16 protein-coding genes are annotated in these 16,246 nt (G+C 66.7%); 12 read left to right on the top strand and 4 right to left on the bottom strand.

The window, feature by feature from the left end; translation table 11 throughout:
* The first annotated feature begins 3 nt into the window (after positions 1 to 3).
* Genes secF through BST15_RS16905 form a run of 4 tightly spaced genes read left to right on the top strand, consistent with a single transcriptional unit; the run spans position 4 to position 5,966 of the window.
* Complete coding sequence (secF, locus tag BST15_RS16920) at positions 4 to 1,326, top strand: protein translocase subunit SecF (protein ID WP_046189395.1); 1,323 nt, start codon at positions 4 to 6, stop codon at positions 1,324 to 1,326.
* 6 nt (positions 1,327 to 1,332) lie between these two features.
* Positions 1,333 to 2,991 (top strand): ABC transporter substrate-binding protein, encoded by a 1,659-nt coding sequence (locus BST15_RS16915; RefSeq protein ID WP_046189394.1) that lies wholly within the window; start codon positions 1,333 to 1,335, stop codon positions 2,989 to 2,991.
* Positions 2,988 to 3,530, top strand: coding sequence for an adenine phosphoribosyltransferase (locus BST15_RS16910; protein WP_046189393.1), 543 nt, complete (start codon positions 2,988 to 2,990; stop codon positions 3,528 to 3,530). The genes BST15_RS16915 and BST15_RS16910 overlap by 4 nt, the downstream gene beginning before the upstream one ends.
* A 30-nt stretch (positions 3,531 to 3,560) precedes the next feature.
* On the top strand, positions 3,561 to 5,966 hold the full coding sequence (locus BST15_RS16905; protein WP_046189392.1) for a RelA/SpoT family protein: 2,406 nt from the start codon (positions 3,561 to 3,563) through the stop codon (positions 5,964 to 5,966).
* Between the two features lie 80 nt (positions 5,967 to 6,046).
* Here BST15_RS16905 and BST15_RS16900 read toward each other — a convergent pair whose 3' ends face one another.
* On the bottom strand, positions 6,047 to 6,931 hold the full coding sequence (locus BST15_RS16900; protein ID WP_046189391.1) for a peptidylprolyl isomerase: 885 nt from the start codon (positions 6,929 to 6,931) through the stop codon (positions 6,047 to 6,049).
* A gap of 111 nt (positions 6,932 to 7,042) precedes the next feature.
* On the opposite strand from BST15_RS16900, the gene BST15_RS16895 reads away from it, so the two are divergent.
* The 4 genes from BST15_RS16895 (at position 7,043) to BST15_RS16880 (ending at position 10,578) form a co-directional block, all read left to right on the top strand.
* The gene (locus BST15_RS16895; RefSeq protein ID WP_046189390.1) at positions 7,043 to 7,720 is read left to right on the top strand and encodes an MBL fold metallo-hydrolase; all 678 of its coding nucleotides are present in this window, start codon (positions 7,043 to 7,045) and stop codon (positions 7,718 to 7,720) included.
* Complete coding sequence (gene hisS, locus BST15_RS16890) at positions 7,717 to 8,979, top strand: histidine--tRNA ligase (RefSeq protein ID WP_046189389.1); 1,263 nt, start codon at positions 7,717 to 7,719, stop codon at positions 8,977 to 8,979. The genes BST15_RS16895 and hisS overlap by 4 nt, the downstream gene beginning before the upstream one ends.
* Before the next feature lie 80 nt (positions 8,980 to 9,059).
* Positions 9,060 to 9,983 (top strand): endonuclease domain-containing protein, encoded by a 924-nt coding sequence (locus BST15_RS16885; RefSeq protein ID WP_046189408.1) that lies wholly within the window; start codon positions 9,060 to 9,062, stop codon positions 9,981 to 9,983.
* Positions 9,984 to 10,122: 139 nt separating this feature from the next.
* Entirely contained in the window at positions 10,123 to 10,578 is a 456-nt protein-coding gene (locus BST15_RS16880; protein ID WP_409366556.1) for a hypothetical protein, read from the top strand.
* Between the two features lie 10 nt (positions 10,579 to 10,588).
* Here BST15_RS16880 and BST15_RS16875 read toward each other — a convergent pair whose 3' ends face one another.
* Both BST15_RS16875 and BST15_RS16870 read right to left on the bottom strand, forming a co-directional pair.
* On the bottom strand, positions 10,589 to 10,930 hold the full coding sequence (locus BST15_RS16875; protein ID WP_046189387.1) for a gamma-glutamylcyclotransferase family protein: 342 nt from the start codon (positions 10,928 to 10,930) through the stop codon (positions 10,589 to 10,591).
* Positions 10,927 to 11,460, bottom strand: a complete 534-nt coding sequence (locus tag BST15_RS16870) for a helix-turn-helix domain-containing protein (RefSeq protein WP_046189386.1) — start codon at positions 11,458 to 11,460, stop codon at positions 10,927 to 10,929. The genes BST15_RS16875 and BST15_RS16870 overlap by 4 nt, the downstream gene beginning before the upstream one ends.
* 80 nt (positions 11,461 to 11,540) lie before the next feature.
* Between BST15_RS16870 and BST15_RS16865 the strand changes: the two genes are divergently transcribed.
* Both BST15_RS16865 and BST15_RS16860 read left to right on the top strand, forming a co-directional pair.
* On the top strand, positions 11,541 to 12,326 hold the full coding sequence (locus BST15_RS16865; protein ID WP_046189385.1) for an aldolase: 786 nt from the start codon (positions 11,541 to 11,543) through the stop codon (positions 12,324 to 12,326).
* Positions 12,327 to 12,344: 18 nt separating this feature from the next.
* A complete protein-coding gene (locus tag BST15_RS16860; RefSeq protein WP_046189384.1) occupies positions 12,345 to 13,217 on the top strand; it encodes a dihydrodipicolinate synthase family protein in 873 nt (290 codons plus the stop codon).
* On the opposite strand, the gene ypfJ is transcribed toward BST15_RS16860, so the two are convergent.
* On the bottom strand, positions 13,214 to 14,089 hold the full coding sequence (ypfJ, locus tag BST15_RS16855) for a KPN_02809 family neutral zinc metallopeptidase (protein ID WP_046189383.1): 876 nt from the start codon (positions 14,087 to 14,089) through the stop codon (positions 13,214 to 13,216). The genes BST15_RS16860 and ypfJ overlap by 4 nt on opposite strands.
* 497 nt (positions 14,090 to 14,586) lie before the next feature.
* On the opposite strand from ypfJ, the gene BST15_RS16850 reads away from it, so the two are divergent.
* Together BST15_RS16850 and BST15_RS16845 are read left to right on the top strand one after the other, a co-directional pair.
* Complete coding sequence (locus BST15_RS16850; protein WP_046189382.1) at positions 14,587 to 14,886, top strand: PE family protein; 300 nt, start codon at positions 14,587 to 14,589, stop codon at positions 14,884 to 14,886.
* 14 nt (positions 14,887 to 14,900) lie between these two features.
* Entirely contained in the window at positions 14,901 to 16,100 is a 1,200-nt protein-coding gene (locus tag BST15_RS16845; RefSeq protein ID WP_046189381.1) for a PPE family protein, read from the top strand.
* Positions 16,101 to 16,246: the final 146 nt, after the last annotated feature.

The raw sequence follows: 16,246 nt of genomic DNA, 5'->3' as shown, positions 1-16,246 counted from the left end.
CAGATGGCCAAACCGAGCACCAGTGGCGGCACCAAGGCCGCAAAGAAGGATCCGGCCGCCGGCGCGCCGAAGAAGAGCGGTAGCGCCGCGACCGCGAAGAAGCCCCGCACGGGCTCCGGTCCCGCCAAGGCGCCGAAGCACAGCTTCCTGTCGCGGCTGTACACCGGTACCGGCGCGTTCGAGGTCATCGGCCGCCGGCGGATGTGGTACGCGATCAGCGGCGTCATGGTGGCCATCGCCATCGTCAGCATCCTGGTCCGCGGCTTCACCTTCGGTATTGATTTCGCCGGGGGCACCAAGGTGTCGTTCCCGCGCGGCGACACCACCGTCACGCAGGTCGAAGAGGTTTTCCGTAAGAGCGTCGGGAGCAGTCCCGAGTCGGTCGTCGTGGTCGGCAACGGCAATTCGGCCACGGTGCAGATCCGCGCGGAGACGCTGACCAACGAGCAGACCGAGAAGCTGCGGGACGATCTGTTCGAGGCCTTCCAGCCTCAAGGACCCGACGGGCAGCCCAGCAGGCAAGCGATCAGCGACTCGGCGGTCTCGGAGACCTGGGGTGGACAGATCACCCAGAAGGCCGTGATCGCTCTGGTGGTGTTCCTGCTGCTGGCGTCGCTGTATATCACCGTGCGCTACGAGTGGTTCATGACACTGTCGGCGATGATCTCCATGGTCTTCGACATTCTCGTCACCGCCGGGGTGTACTCGCTGGTCGGATTCGAGGTCACACCGGCCACTGTCATCGGCCTGTTGACCATCCTCGGGTTCTCCATCTACGACACCGTGATCGTGTTCGACAAGGTCGAGGAGAACACCAGCGGCTTCGAACACAAGACGCGCTACACCTACGCCGAACAGGCCAACCTGGCCATCAACCAGACCTTCATGCGCTCGATCAACACCAGCCTGATCTCGGCGTTGCCGATCATCTCGCTGATGGTGGTCGCGGTGTGGCTGCTCGGAGTCGGAACACTTCAGGACCTCGCGCTGGTGCAGTTGGTCGGTGTCGTGGTGGGCACCTATTCGTCGATCTACCTGGCCACGCCGCTCCTGGTCACCCTGCGGGAGCGGACCGAACTGGTGCAGAACCACACCCGGCGAGTGATGCGTCGGCGTAATGCTGTGACCGAGTCGAAGCCGGGGTCGGCGGGCACGGCGGGCGTTGATGCCATCGACGATTCCGCAGATGCCGACGACCCCGTGACCACCGGCGACGCGGCGGTGGCAACCTCGGGCTCAGGGGCACCGACTGCCGGCGCAAAGCCGGTACGGCCTACCAGCCGGCGCGGCCAGCGTCCGACCGGCAAGCCGGGCGCCGGTCGGTAACCGGCGATGGCGGCCCGCTGGCGGCACGCTGCGACGTCGGTGGTGGCGATCATCACCGGCCTCGGTGCCTGGTCGGTGTCGGCGTGCACCAGCGCCACCGTCGATCAGATCGACTACGCCGTCGACGGCGGACTGATCACCTACAACAGCACCACCGTCGTGGGTGCGGCTTCGGCCGGGCCGCAGGCGTTCTCCCGCACCCTGACCGGCTTCGGATACCACGGTCCGGACGGCCAGATCGTCACCGACCACGACTTCGGCAGTATCTCGGTGGTCGGCCGCGCCCCGCTGGTGCTGGACTATCAGATCGCGGACGCGGCGGTGTATTCCGACGGCAAACCGATCACGTGTGACGATCTGGTTCTGGCGTGGGCGGCCCAGTCCGGCAGGTTCGCCGGCTTCGACGCCGCCAGCCGCGCCGGCTACCTCGACATCGAGAACATCGAGTGCGAGCCCGGTGCGAAGAAGGCCCGAGTGTCGTTCTTCGCCGACCGCAATATCGTCGATTACGAGGAACTGTTCAGTGCGACCTCGATGATGCCGTCGCACGTCCTCAGCGACAAGCTCGGCGTGAACACCACCGAGGTCCTGCTGGGCAAGCTCGGGCCTGCCGAGGAGTCCATCGCCAAGATCGCGCAGGCCTGGAACACGACCTGGCAGCTGGATCGCGGCGCGGATCTGCGGCACTTTCCCTCTTCGGGCCCGTATCGGATCGACTCGGTGCTCGAGGGTGGCGCCGTGGTGTTGGTGGCCAACGACCTGTGGTGGGGTGCCAAGCCGGTCACCAAGCGGATCACGGTGTGGCCCCAGACCGCCGACATCGCCGACCGGGTCAGCAAGCGCGTCATCGAGGTCGTTGACGTCGCAACCGGATCGGCGGGATCACTGAACACGCCCGACGACTACCAGAGCAGCGACAACCCCTCGGGGGGAATCGAGCAGCTGATCTTCGCCCCCGCCGGCCCGCTGTCGGAGACCCCGGCCCGCCGGGCGGTGGCCCTGTGCACCCCGCGTGACATCATCGCTCGCGATGCGGGCGTTCCGGTGGTGAACTCGCGGCTCAACACCGCCATCGATGACGCCTTCGACCAGGCGGAGAGCGTGCCCGAGGCCGGCCAGTTCGCCCGTGCAGACCCCGACGCCGCGCGCGACGCACTCGGCGGCAAGCCGCTGACGGTGCGTATCGGTTACCGCGGCCCCAACACCCGGCTGGCTGCCGTGGTCGGGGCGATCACCGGTTCGTGTGCACCGGCCGGCATCACCGTGGTCGAGGTGGCCTCCGACAGCGTCGGTCCACTGGCGCTGCGTGACGGGCAGATCGACGTGTTGCTCGCCAGCACCGGCGGATCGACCGGCAGCGGTTCGAGCGGATCGTCGTCGGTGGACGCCTATGAGCTGTTCAGCGGTAACGGAAACAACTTGTCCGGCTACCACAACGACCAGATCGACGGCATCATCTCGGCGCTGGCGGTGACCGCCGACCCCGCCGAGATGGTTCGCCTGCTGGGGGAGAGCGCTCCGGTGCTGTGGGCCGACATGCCCACATTGCCGCTGTACCGCCAGCAGCGCACATTGCTGTCGTCGAAGAAGACCTACGGCGTGGCGGCCAACCCAACTCGGTGGGGTGCGGGCTGGAATATGGACCGCTGGGAGCTGCAGCAGTGAATCCGGCCAGACCTGCGGCGGGGGCCGCTGAGGTCATTGCGTCGCTGATCCGTGAAGTGGCCGATTTTCCCTCCCCGGGAATCGCCTTCAAAGACCTGACTCCGGTGTTCGCCGACGCCGTCGGGCTATCGGTGGTCACCGAGGAGTTGGCCCGGATCGCAGCCGGTGCAGACCTGGTGGCCGGCATCGATGCCCGCGGGTTTCTGCTGGCCGGAGCGGTGGCCGACCGGCTGGGGGTGGGCGCGCTGGCGGTCCGCAAGGGTGGCAAGCTGCCGCCGCCGGTGCTCTCGGAGCACTATGAGCTCGAGTACGCCACTGCCGTGCTGGAAATACCCGCCAGCGGAATCGAACTGGCGGGGCTAAAGGTGGTCATCCTCGACGACGTGCTTGCCACCGGTGGAACCCTGGCCGCGGCGTGTCGCTTGCTGCACCGCGCCGGCGCCGAGGTGGTTGCGGCGGCTGTGGTGCTGGAGCTGGCCGGGCTGGGCGGGCGCGCGGCGGTGGCGCCGTTGCGGCTTGAGCGCCTGCACCAGATTTAGTCGATATTCTCGTGGTCGGAGGTGAGCACAGTGGGCCCTGAAAATGGCTTTCCGCACGGCCCCGAGCAGGGCTCTGACCCCGATCGGTACGGTGTCGACACCAGCGCGCCGGTAGCGACGTCGGAGACCGTCGCCCAGGACTCGCCCACCGAACGCACCGATCTGCTGAAGGTCCCCACCAGCGCTTCCCGCCGGGTGCGGGCCCGGATTGCGCGTCGCATCACCGCTCAACGCGGTGCCCTGAGCCCGGTGCTCGAACCCCTGGTGGCGGTGCACCGGCAGTACTACCCCAAAGCCAACCTGGCGCTGCTGCAGCGCGCCTACGAGGTGGCCGAGCAGCGTCACGCCGCCCAGCTGCGCCATTCGGGCGATCCCTACATCACCCACCCGGTGGCGGTGGCGACCATCCTGGCCGAGTTGGGCATGGACACCATCACGTTGGTGGCTGCGCTGCTGCACGACACGGTCGAAGACACCGGCTACACACTGCACGCGCTGGCCGCGGAGTTCGGCGACGAGGTCTCGCACCTCGTCGACGGTGTGACCAAGCTCGACAAGGTGGTGCTGGGTACGGCGGCCGAGGCCGAGACCATCCGCAAGATGGTCATCGCCATGGCACGCGACCCGCGGGTGCTGGTGATCAAGGTTGCCGACCGGCTGCACAACATGCGCACCATCCGGTTCCTGGCGCCGGAGAAGCAGGCCCGCAAGGCGCGTGAGACGCTGGAAGTGATTGCCCCACTGGCCCATCGGCTCGGCATGGCCACCGTCAAATGGGAGCTCGAGGATCTCTCGTTCGCGATCCTGCATCCCAAGCGTTACGAGGAGATCGTCCGGTTGGTGGCCGACCGGGCGCCGTCCCGCGACACCTATCTGGCCAAGGTGCGTGCCGAGATCGTCAACACGCTGGCCAAGTCGAAGATCACCGCGACCGTCGAGGGGCGGCCCAAGCACTACTGGTCGATCTACCAGAAGATGATCGTTCGTGGTCGCGACTTCGATGACATCTACGACTTGGTGGGCCTGCGGATCCTGTGCGATGAGATCCGGGACTGCTATGCGGCGGTCGGTGTCGTGCACTCGTTGTGGCAGCCGATGGCCGGCCGGTTCAAGGACTACATCGCCCAGCCGCGCTACGGGGTGTACCAGTCGTTGCACACCACGGTGATCGGCCCGGAGGGCAAGCCGCTGGAGATCCAGATCCGCACCCGGGAAATGCACCGTACGGCTGAATACGGGATCGCCGCTCACTGGCGCTACAAAGAAGCCAAGGGCCGCAATGGCGTTCCGCATCTGAACTCCGCCGCCGAGATCGACGACATGGCCTGGATGCGGCAGTTGCTGGATTGGCAGCGGGAGGCCGCCGACCCGGGCGAGTTCTTGGAGTCGCTGCGCTACGACTTGGCCGTCAAAGAGATCTTCGTGTTCACGCCAAAGGGCGACGTGATCACCCTGCCCACTGGCTCCACGCCGGTGGACTTCGCCTATGCCGTTCACACCGAGGTCGGCCATCGATGTATCGGCGCCCGGGTCAACGGCCGGCTGGTGGCGTTGGAACGTAAGCTCGAAAACGGCGAAGTGGTCGAGGTTTTCACTTCAAAGGCGCAGAACGCCGGGCCGTCGCGGGACTGGCAGCAGTTCGTGGTGTCGCCGCGGGCCAAGGCCAAGATTCGGCAGTGGTTCGCCAAGGAACGCCGCGAAGAGGCCCTGGAGTCCGGCAAGGAGTCGATGGCGCGCGAGGTGCGCCGGGCAGGACTTCCGCTGCAGCGCCTGGTCAACGGTGAGTCGATGGCGGCGGTTGCCCGCGAACTGCACTACTCGGACGTTTCCGCGCTCTACACCGCTGTCGGCGAGAATCACATCTCGGCACACCACGTGGTGCAGCGGTTGGTGGCTCAGCTGGGCGGCGTCGATCAGGCCGAGGACGACCTGGCCGAACGTTCCACTCCGCTGACCATCCCGCGCCGCGAACGGCATTCCGACGATGTCGGAGTCGCGGTCCCCGGTGCTACGGGCGTGCTCACCAAGCTGGCCAAGTGCTGCACCCCGGTGCCCGGTGACGAGATCATGGGTTTCGTCACCCGCGGTGGCGGGGTCTCGGTGCACCGCACCGACTGCACCAACGCCGACGCGCTGCGCCAGCAGGACGAGCGGATCATCGAGGTCAAGTGGGCGCCATCGCCGTCGTCGGTGTTCCTGGTCGCCATTCAGGTCGAGGCCCTGGACCGGCACCGACTGCTGTCGGACATCACCAAGGTGCTCGCCGACGAGAAGGTCAACATCTTGTCGGCGTCGGTCACCACGTCCCGGGACCGGGTCGCGATCAGCCGATTCACCTTTGAGATGGGCGATCCGAAGCACCTCGGGCACCTGCTCAACGTGGTCCGCAATGTCGAAGGGGTCTTCGACGTCTACCGGGTTACTTCTGCGGCCTAGCGCGCCCGTGCGTTGAGATTGCAGCCCGGGTCGTGATCGTCTCGGAATCTACCGCCCTGGATGCAATCTCAACGTCGTGTCTAGTCGGCCTGCACCGACTTGACGGTCACCTTGGTTGCCGGCGGGCCGTCGTCGCCGCCGCCCTGCACACCGGCCGCGGCGATCTTGTCCAGGGTGGCCAGGCCGTCGGCCTGAATGGTGCCGAACACCGTGTACTGCGGCGGCAGCATCGAGTCTTTATAGACCAGGAAGAACTGGCTGCCGTTGGTGCCAGGACCGGCATTGGCCATCGCCACCGTGCCGCGGGGATAGGTGACCGGCTGCTGGGCCGCCGGGTCACCCAAGGTGTACTGGTCAGTGGGGTATTCGTTGTCGAACTCGTAGCCCGGGCCGCCCGTGCCGTCGCCGGCGGGGTCCCCGCACTGCAGCACGCTGAGCATCGGCGAAGTGGTGAGCCGGTGGCACTGCGTGCCCGAGAAATAGTCCTTGGCCGCCAGGCTGATGAAACTATTGACAGTGCAGGGCGATTGGGCGTTGTTGAGCATCAATCCGATGGGACCCTGGTCGGTCAGCATCGAGACGCTGACCTGGGCCGGGTCCGTCGGGACCTTGCCTGTGCGCGGCGGCTCGACGGATTTGGTGGCCGGGCGAGCCTTCGGGTACTGGCAGTCGGCGCCCAACTGGGGCGACGCGGTGAACTTGGGCAGCTGCCCCGCCGCCGCGGGCGTAGCCGGGGTGTCGGCGGTCTCCGAGGTGCTCGAGCTCGACGAGTCGGTCGCGTTGACGTTGCCCGGATCGTCGTCGCGCAGGACCACGAACACCACCCCGGCGATCAGCAATACCGCGGCGACCGCACCGACGATCATCAGCAGGCGCTGCTGCTTGCGGGCGGCCTCGGCACGCTGCTGTACCTGTTGGTCCAGATTGCGCTTGGCGGCGGCACGCCGCTCTGAGTTCGTGGGCACCGGCGGTAGACCTCCTGGCTCGCTGATGTGAGTCGGCCCTCAAGTCTGCCAGAGTGCGGCTGAGACGCCCGCGTCACCGTCGGCCGGTGGTGCAATGGGAAACTGGTCGGCGTGTTGGTCACCGGATTCCCCGCTGGAATGCTGGCGTGCAACTGCTACGTGCTGGCTCAACGGCAGGGCGCCGATGCGATCGTCGTCGACCCCGGTCAGCGCGCCATGGCCCGGCTACGGCGGGTACTGGACGAGAACCGGCTGACCCCGGCGGCGGTGCTACTCACCCACGGCCACATCGACCACATCTGGTCGGCGCAGAAGGTGTCCGACACCTACGGCTGCCCCACCTACATTCACCCCGAGGACCGCTTCATGCTCACTGATCCACTGCGCTCACTGGGCACGCTGCCGGGGCAGGCGCTGTTCGGTGTGTTGGGCAAGGCGATGTTCTCCGAGCCCAAGCAGCTGATCGAACTCGATCGTGACGGCGACAAAATCGGCCTGGGTGGCACTACGGTCACCGTCGACCACACGCCCGGTCACACCCGAGGTTCGGTGGTCTTCCGGGTCGAGGGCGACGCTGCCGAGGTCGTGTTCAGCGGCGACACCCTGTTTCAGAACTCCGTGGGCCGCACCGACCTGCCCGGGGGCAGTGGCCGCGACCTGTTGACCTCGATCGTGGACAAGCTGCTGTGTCTCGACGATGAATGCGTGGTGTTGCCGGGCCACGGACCCAAGACCACCATCGGCGACGAGCGCCGTTACAACCCATTCCTAGAAGGGCTTAGTGCGTGAGCACCTTTGCCGCACCCAAAGGGGTGCCCGATTACGTCCCTCCGGCCTCTGCCGGCTTCGTCGCGGTCCGCGACGGACTGCTGGCGGTCGCTCGCCGAGCCGGCTACGGCGACATCGAGCTGCCGATCTTCGAAGACACCGCACTGTTCGCGCGGGGGGTGGGGGAGTCCACCGACGTGGTCTCCAAGGAGATGTACACCTTTGCCGATCGCGGGGAGCGCTCGGTGACCCTGCGCCCCGAGGGCACCGCCGGTGTGATGCGTGCGGTGATCGAGCACGGCCTGGACCGCGGTCAGCTGCCCGCCAAGCTCTGTTACGCGGGACCCTTTTTCCGGTATGAGCGTCCGCAGGCGGGCCGCTATCGGCAGTTGCAGCAGGTCGGTGTCGAGGCGATCGGGGTGGACGATCCCGCCCTGGACGCCGAGGTGATCGCTGTCGCGGATGCGGGCTTTCGCTCCCTGGGGCTGGAGGGCTTCCGGCTGGAAATCACCTCCCTGGGCGATGACACCTGCCGTCCTGCTTATCGAGAGTTGCTGCAGCAGTTCCTGTTCGGCCTCGACCTCGATGATGAGACGCGGCAGCGCGCGCAACTCAATCCGCTCCGGGTCCTCGACGACAAGCGGCCACATGTGCGTGAGATGACCGCCGACGCCCCGCTCATGCTGGACCATCTTTCGGAGGGCGCCCGGACGCACTTCGACACCGTGCTGGCACATCTTGATGCGCTCGGGGTGCCGTATGTGGTCAACCCACGCATGGTCCGCGGGCTGGACTACTACACCAAGACCACCTTCGAGTTCGTGCACGACGGGCTGGGTGCACAGTCCGGAATCGGCGGCGGGGGCCGTTATGACGGACTGATGCGCCAGCTCGGTGGCCAGGATCTGTCCGGGATCGGTTTCGGACTCGGTGTGGACCGGACGTTGCTCGCCCTGGCTGCCGAGGGCAAGACCGTGGGGAAGACCACCCGTTGTGAGGTGTACGGCGTGGGTCTGTCCGAGTCGGCCAAGCTGAGGTTGGCCGTCATTGCCGGTCACCTGCGGAGTGCCGGGGTGCGGGTGGATCTGGCCTATGGGGACCGCGGACTCAAGGGTGCCATGCGCGCCGCGGACCGCTCGGGCGCAGTGATCGCGCTGGTCGCCGGTGACCGCGACCTGGAAGCCGGCACCGTGGGCGTGAAGAATCTGGCCAACGGCGAACAGGTGGATGTGCCGATCGAGGACGTCGTCGCGGAGGTACTGCGCCGAATGTTGCCCTGATGCACGTTTATCCACAGAACGGGTGACACAAGTCGACACTCGGTATTCGGATGACGGCCCGAGTCGGCACTGTGACTGCCATGCTGACCCCCACACCGGATTCCACCTGGCCCTTCCTCGGCACTGAGGCGTTGGCGGCAGGCAGCGTGACCCGGCGGACGTTACGCAGTCGGCATTGGTCGATATACCGCAACGTTTATCTGCCGAACGGCCAAGAGCTCACGCCGGTTACGCGTGCGGTGGCAGGCTGGCTGTGGTCGGGACGGACGGCAACCGTGGCCGGTCTGTCAGCGGCGGCCCTGCACCGATCACGATGGCTCGACGCGCGACTGCCGGCGGAACTGAATCGGAAGGCCGCCTCTGACGCCGAGGGGATTGTCGTCCATCGCGAGCGGCTGGAACCCGATGAGACGTGCCTGATCCGAGGGATACCGACCACCACAGCCGCACGGACCGCTTTCGATCTGGGCCGTAGTACGGGGCTAACCGGGGCCGTCATCCGCCTCGATGCCCTGGCGAATGCGACGAATCTGGTCGCAGAGGACGTTGCTGCGCTAGCCCACCGTCATCGGGGTGCTCGCGGCCTGCTGCAGTTACGGCGCGCGATCACACTGATGGACGGCGGCGCGGAGTCTCCGCAGGAAACCCGCACGCGGCTGTTGCTGATACGCGGCGGATTCCCGCGCCCGATGACCCAGATCGTCGTGCGAGACGGCTTCGGCCGTCCCTTCGCTCGCATTGATATGGGCTGGCCCGAATACCAAGTCGGTGTGGAATTTGACGGTGCCCAGCATTGGACCGACCCTCGGCAGCGGACCGCTGATATCGATCGCTACGCCGAGTTGTACGCACGCGGCTGGGTGATCGTTCGGGTCAGCAGCGACCTTCTTCGGTATCGACCTGTCGTGGTGCTGGGCCGGGTCAGGGCTGCGCTCCGAGCTGCTGGTTATACCGGGACTGACTTGAACGTCGACTTATTGCACACCCAGCGCCTCGGGGCGTGACACAAACCGACACTCGGCGACGCAGGCCGGACCTCCGGTAGCGTGGCTGGGTATGACGATCATGCGGAATGTGACAGTCAGGTTCGGGACAGTGGTGCTGATGGCGGCCGCGGGAGTCGCAGCCAGTCACGCGACGTCACTGGCCGACCCCGAACCCACCCCGGCCGCGCCCACCGAGAGCGCGGCGGCATCGGCCACCGAGAACCCGGCACCTACGCCGACGGAGAATGCCACCGAACCGACGGCCGAGGCCCCGAAGAAAAGCGCGACCGACGGCCATGAAGTCACCTACACCATCACCGCCACCAGCGACCTGACCGGCAACATCTCGTATATCAAGACCGACCCGCCCAGCATGGCGGCCTACAACGCCAATTCGTCGGAATACCTGGAAACCGTGCGCGTGCCGATCGGCGGGGGACAGCCGGTGGTCTACACCACCACGCTCGCCGACCCGAGCCAGTGGGCACTGGTCACCGCCAGTGGGGGCTTGCGGACGAACCCCGAGTTCCACTGTGAGATTGCCGTCGACGGCGAGGTAGTGGTCTCGCAGCAGGGCGGCAGCGGCGTGTCCTGCGCGACTCGGCCGTGGTGACAGCGTCGGCTCATTCGGCGAAGACGTAGACCCAGGCCTGGTCACCCGAGCGCAGCGGTACCGAGACCCGCCGATAGGCGTCGACCTCGTACTCGTCGGCGGCCGCCAATTCGGCGCTGCTGATCGTGAACACCATGCCCGGCACGGATGCGTCGGGCGCTTCGGTGGGGCGCAGGATCGGATGGCGGTTGCTGCCGCTGACGGCCACCACCTGGGGATCGGTGATCGTCACGTAGTCCAACTCGTAGCCCACGATCGCGTCGGGGCGGCCGTCGAGCTCACGCCCGAACGTGCTGCGTTGTACCTCCGCCAGCTGCAGCGTGCCGTAGGAGAACAACATCTCGGTGTTCATCGCGGGGTGCTTTCGGCGACGACCACGACCTCGGCCGACTCTGGCCCCACCGACCGGATGCGGTGGCTGATCGAGGCATCGAAGTAGGCGCTGTCGCCGGCAGTCAGGGTCCAGGTCGCCTCGCCGTATTCCAGCTCGATCGTTCCTGCATGGACGAAGAGAAACTCCTGGCCGTCGTGCAGGGCGTGCTGGGGATGCGCGTCACCGGGTGTGGCGCCGGGGGGTATCACCACGAACGGAGACATGGTCTTGCCGAGCATCCCCGACGCCACTGCTTGGTAGCGCTGGGGGCTCTCACTGCGGTCCGCGGCGCGGTCGACGGCGATCTTGTCCTCGTCTCCGCGGTCGGAGAACAGTTGTGCCACATCGACGTCGAGGGCCTGGGCGACCTTCATGGCCACCGCGATGGACGGGGTACTGCGACTGCGCTCGATTTTGGACAGGTAGCTCTTAGTCAGCCCGGTCCGCTCCGCGAGGCCCTCGAGGGTGAGTCCTCGCTGCTTGCGGACGGTACGCAGCAGTGCTGTCATGGGTTCATCATCGCAGAGGACACAAGGTGTCCTATCGGGTATGGTGGTGTCATACGCCAATTGTGATCACAGGAGCTGCCATGGGCACCACATTCGACGATTCCAAGTCCGATCTGATGCAGCGCGCGGAGCAGCGCTTGGCCGAGAACTTCACCGGAACACCGTGGACCACTCGCCAGAAGGTGGCGCTCACCTGCCGGGCGCTTTTCGACCGTGGCCATGACTCGGGGCTGGCCGGGCAGATCACTGCCCGTGCCGAGGCGCCGGGCACCTACTACACCCAGCGCCTTGGCTTGGGCTTCGACGAGATCACCGACGCCAATTTGCTGGTGGTCGATGAAGACCTGACCGTCATCGAGGGCGAGGGCATGGCCAACCCCGCCAATCGCTTCCACAGCTGGATCTATCGGGCCCGCCCGGATGTGCGGTGCATCGTGCACACCCACCCGTTTCACGTCGCAGCACTGTCGATGCTGGAGACCCCGCTGGTCGTGTCGCATATGGACACCACTCCGCTCTATGGGGACTGCGCCTTCCTGCCGATCTGGCCGGGAGTCCCGGTCGGCAATGAGGAGGGCGAGATCATCTCCGAAGCCCTCGGCGACAAGAAGGCGATCCTCTTGGCGCACCACGGGCAGATCGTGGTCGGCGCCAGCGTGGAGGAGGCGTGCTCGCTGGCCGTATTGATCGAACGGGCCGCCGCCCTGCAGCTGGCCGCGATGGCCGCGGGGACCATCAAGGAGCTGCCCGAGCAGCTGGCCCGACAAGCCCACGACTGGACGCTGTTGCCGCGACGCAGTGCGGCCAACTTCGCCTATTACGCCCGGCGAGCGCTTGCCGGCCACCCTGACGCAATCACCCAATAGACAAGAGGAGTTTCCTTCGTGACAACACCACTGCACGGTGTGATCGGCTACCCGGTGACACCGTTCCGCGACGGCGGTGTGGACACAGCCGTGCTGACCACCGTGATCGACCGCCTCGTCGAGGCCGGGGTTCACGCGATCGCCCCGCTCGGTAGCACCGGTGAACTTGCCTACCTCGACGAGCACGAGTTCGACACCTGCGTCGACGCCTCGATCGCAGCGGTCGACGGCCGGTTGCCCGTTCTGGTGGGCGTCTCGGATCTGACCACCGCCGGCACCGTGCATCGGGCCCGCTACGCCGCGCAGGCCGGTGCCGACGCCGTCATGGTTGCCCCGGTGTCGTACTGGAAGCTGTCCGAGCGCGAGATCGGCACGCACTACGCGGCCATCTCCGACGCCATCGACATCGACATCGTGGCCTACAACAATCCAGCGACCTCGGGGGTAGACATGAGCCCGGAGTTGCTGGTGGCGATGTTCGAGCGCATCGAACACGTGACCATGGTCAAGGAGTCCACCGGGGACCTGAGCCGGATGCTGCGCATCGCCGAGCTGTCCGGGGGCCGGCTGCCGTTCTTCAACGGGAGCAACCCCCTGGTTCTCGACGCGTTGCGCGCCGGGGCGGCCGGCTGGTGCACCGCAGCGCCGAATCTTCTTCCCGGTCCGTGTCTGGATCTCTATGCCGCGGTGCGGGCGGGGGATCTGGCGACAGCGCAGGGCCTCTACGGCGACCTCAAGCCGCTGTTGGAGTTCATCGTGGCGGGCGGGCTGCCCACCACGGTCAAGGCCGGCCTGGAGCTGCTCGGGGTGCCGGCGGGGGAGCCCCGCCGCCCACTGCTACCGCTCGACGAGGCCGGACGCGCGCAGCTGCGTGAGCTGGTCTCCGGCTAGCCCAGATTCGAGGCGGCGAAGGTGTCGCACTGGTTGGGGTCACCGGTCTGATAGCCGACGGTGAACCAGTGCTGACGCTGCGCTGACGCACCGTGGGTCCACGATTCCGGGTTGACCCGGCCAGTCGCGGCCTCCTGGATGCGGTCATCACCCACCGACGAAGCGGCCGACAATGCATCGCGGATGTCGGCATCGGTGAGTGGCTTCAGGAAAGGCACCCCGGTGCTCTCCTGCTTGGTCACCGACGCGTAGTGCGCCCACACCCCGGCGTAGCAGTCGGCCTGCAGCTCGGTGCGCACCCCGGCTCCGGTGGCGCCCTGCGCGCCGGTCTGGGCCCGGCCGAGCACGCCGAGCAGATTCTGCACGTGGTGACCGAACTCGTGGGCCACCACGTACTCCTGCGCGAGCGGGCCGCTGCTGGAGCCGAACCGGTCGACGAGCACATTGAAGAAGTCCGTGTCGAAGTACGCGGTCTGATCCGCGGGGCAGTAGAACGGCCCGACCGCACTCGTCGCGGCTCCACAGGCGGTGGACGTCTGTCCACTGAACAGCTGCACCCTCGGACGGGTGTAGCCGTTGAGCAGGTCCGACCACACCGCGTCCACCGAGTTAGCGGTCGCCACCACCCGGCATTGCACGTACTTGTTGGCATCCTCGCCGGTACGGCACTTGCCGAGGTCGAAACCGGGAGCGGTGTACTGGCCTTGGTCCACCGGCTGCTGACTGAGCACCTCGCCGGGATCGGCCCCCAGTAACAATGCCACCACCAGGATCACCAGTCCGGCCACCCCGCCGCCGATGGCGATACCACGACCACCCCCGCCCGACGAGGTCGTGCTGGTGTCGATCTGCATACCTTCGTTGAAGGTCATCAGGCGCTCCGTGGGGTAGTCGGCGGGTTCAGTAGTGGCCCGCTGTCCGGTTCGGGCACCTTAGCTTCGCATATCGGAGCCCGCCGCCAGGCCCGGTTTCGGCTGGTTCGGTGCCGCCAATCCCACGTCTTGGCTAAGTGAATTCAGCGTTGTCTGACCAGATCCCAAAGCTTTACTGAATGTTTGGGACGCTGCTGTACCGCGAGGTCGCGGCGGTGTTACGTTCGCCTTCCGGCCGCTGCGGGACGCGACTCGTCTCGGCCGCAACAGCTATCTGCATCGAACGTTGTACGAGAGGTCGTCTGTCCGGTGAAGTTCTCAACTCGTCTGCACGGGGTCCACAGCGACGCCGGCCGCGCGTTGCAGCTCGCCTCAGCAGCCACATCTTTATCAGACCGTTATTACAACTGTCAGTTAGAGTGATCTACGTCAAGTATTGACGCAGACTTCGAATAACCAACACTTCACCGAGACGCTTGTAGGCCCCAGGAGGAACAATGTCGTTCGTAACAGCTCAGCCAGAAATTCTCACGGCGGCTGCCGGAAGCCTTTCCGGAATCGGCGACTCGCTGGTTGCGGGTGTTTCGGCCGCAGCTGCCCCCACCACTGGTGTGGTCGCACCGGCAGTGGACCTGGTTTCGGCGCTGACCGCAGCCCAGTTCTCGGCGCACGGAAACCTGTTCCAGCAAGTCAGTGCGCAGGCTGCAGCGGTGCACCAGCAGATCGTGGCCACCTTGGGTAGCAACGCGAGCGCCTACGCCTACACCGAGGCCGTCAACGCCACGGCAGCCGGCTGAATCGGGGCGCATCGATGAGTTTCAGCATGTTTCCGCCGGAGATCAACTCCGGCCTCATCTATACCGGGCCCGGGTCGGGCGCACTGCTGGAAGCCGCGGCGGCCTGGACTCAGCTCTCGGGCGAGCTGATGACGTCCGCGACAGCAACGCACTCGGTGATCGCCAACCTGGACTCGACCTGGACCGGGGCAGGCTCTGCCGCGGCCACGGTCGCGACCGCGCCCTATGTCGCGTGGCTGGAGCAGGCTTCGGTCACCGCGGCCACCAACGCTGCGCTGGCCACCCAGGCGGCCGGCCTCTTCGAGGCGGCGCGCGCAGCCTCGGTACCGCCCGCGGTGATCGCGGCCAACCGGGCAATGCTGCTGGCGCTGATCTCGACCAACTTCTTCGGCCAGAACACCCCGCTGATCCAGGCCACCGAGCACCAATACGAAGTGATGTGGGCAACCGACGGCGCGGCGATGGACAGTTACAGCGCCTCCGCCGAAGCCAACAACAACGCGTTGCAGCAGCCGTCGGCAGTGCCGCAGTCGGCGATGTCGACCACGCCGGGCTCCGCCGAAGGCGGTCCGATTCCCGGCGGTACCGGAACCACACCCCCCGCTGCGACAGGCTATGACTTCACCACCCTGGGTGGTCTGCTTGACGTGGCCGGTGTCCGCGACCTCGCCCTCACGATGGGGCTGGACCCCAGGATCGCCGCGACCAGCGTCTCCTCGGTCATGTCCCCGGTGACTCAGGGTGCCTCCCTGGGGTCGATGGGCATGCGCTATCTGATGATGCTGACCCAGTTCGCCAAGGCGGGCGGCTCGGCGGGCACCCTGGCCGGTCAGAGCACCGCCGGCGGCGCCGGCACCCTGATGACCCAGATCGGCGACTTCGTCAACGACAAGCTGCAAGGTGCCGTCGGCGTGCTGGCGGGCCACTTCAGCTCAGCCACCAGCGCGATCTCCGCCAAGCTCGGCCAGGCCGCCTCGATGGGTGGGTTGAAGGTGCCGCAAGCCTGGTCGATGGCCGCTGACGGCATGGTGCGTGCCGCACCGGTGCTGCCCGCCACCACGGTCAGTGCCCCGGTTCAGACCATGTCGGCTGCGTCCGGGATGCCGGGTGGCCCGTTCGGCAACGCCCTGATGGGCGCGATGGCGGGACGCGGACTCGGCGCGGTCGCCGCCAAGGCCCCCAAAGTTATGCCCCGTTCGCCGGCCGGCGGGTAACGGAAGGGGCCGCAAGCACACACGTGTCCGTCGGATCGGCGCCCGGCACCACAACGAATTTCCGAGCAAGAGGGAGAAAACTATGGCTACTCGTTTTATGACTGACCCGGACGCGATGCGTTCGATGGCGGGTCGTTTTGATGTGC

It is taken from the genome of Mycolicibacter arupensis (assembly GCF_002086515.1).
Lineage (GTDB): Bacteria > Actinomycetota > Actinomycetes > Mycobacteriales > Mycobacteriaceae > Mycobacterium > Mycobacterium arupense.
The sequence above is the reverse complement of the archived record's forward strand: the minus strand, read 5'-3'. Positions and strand labels throughout refer to the sequence as shown.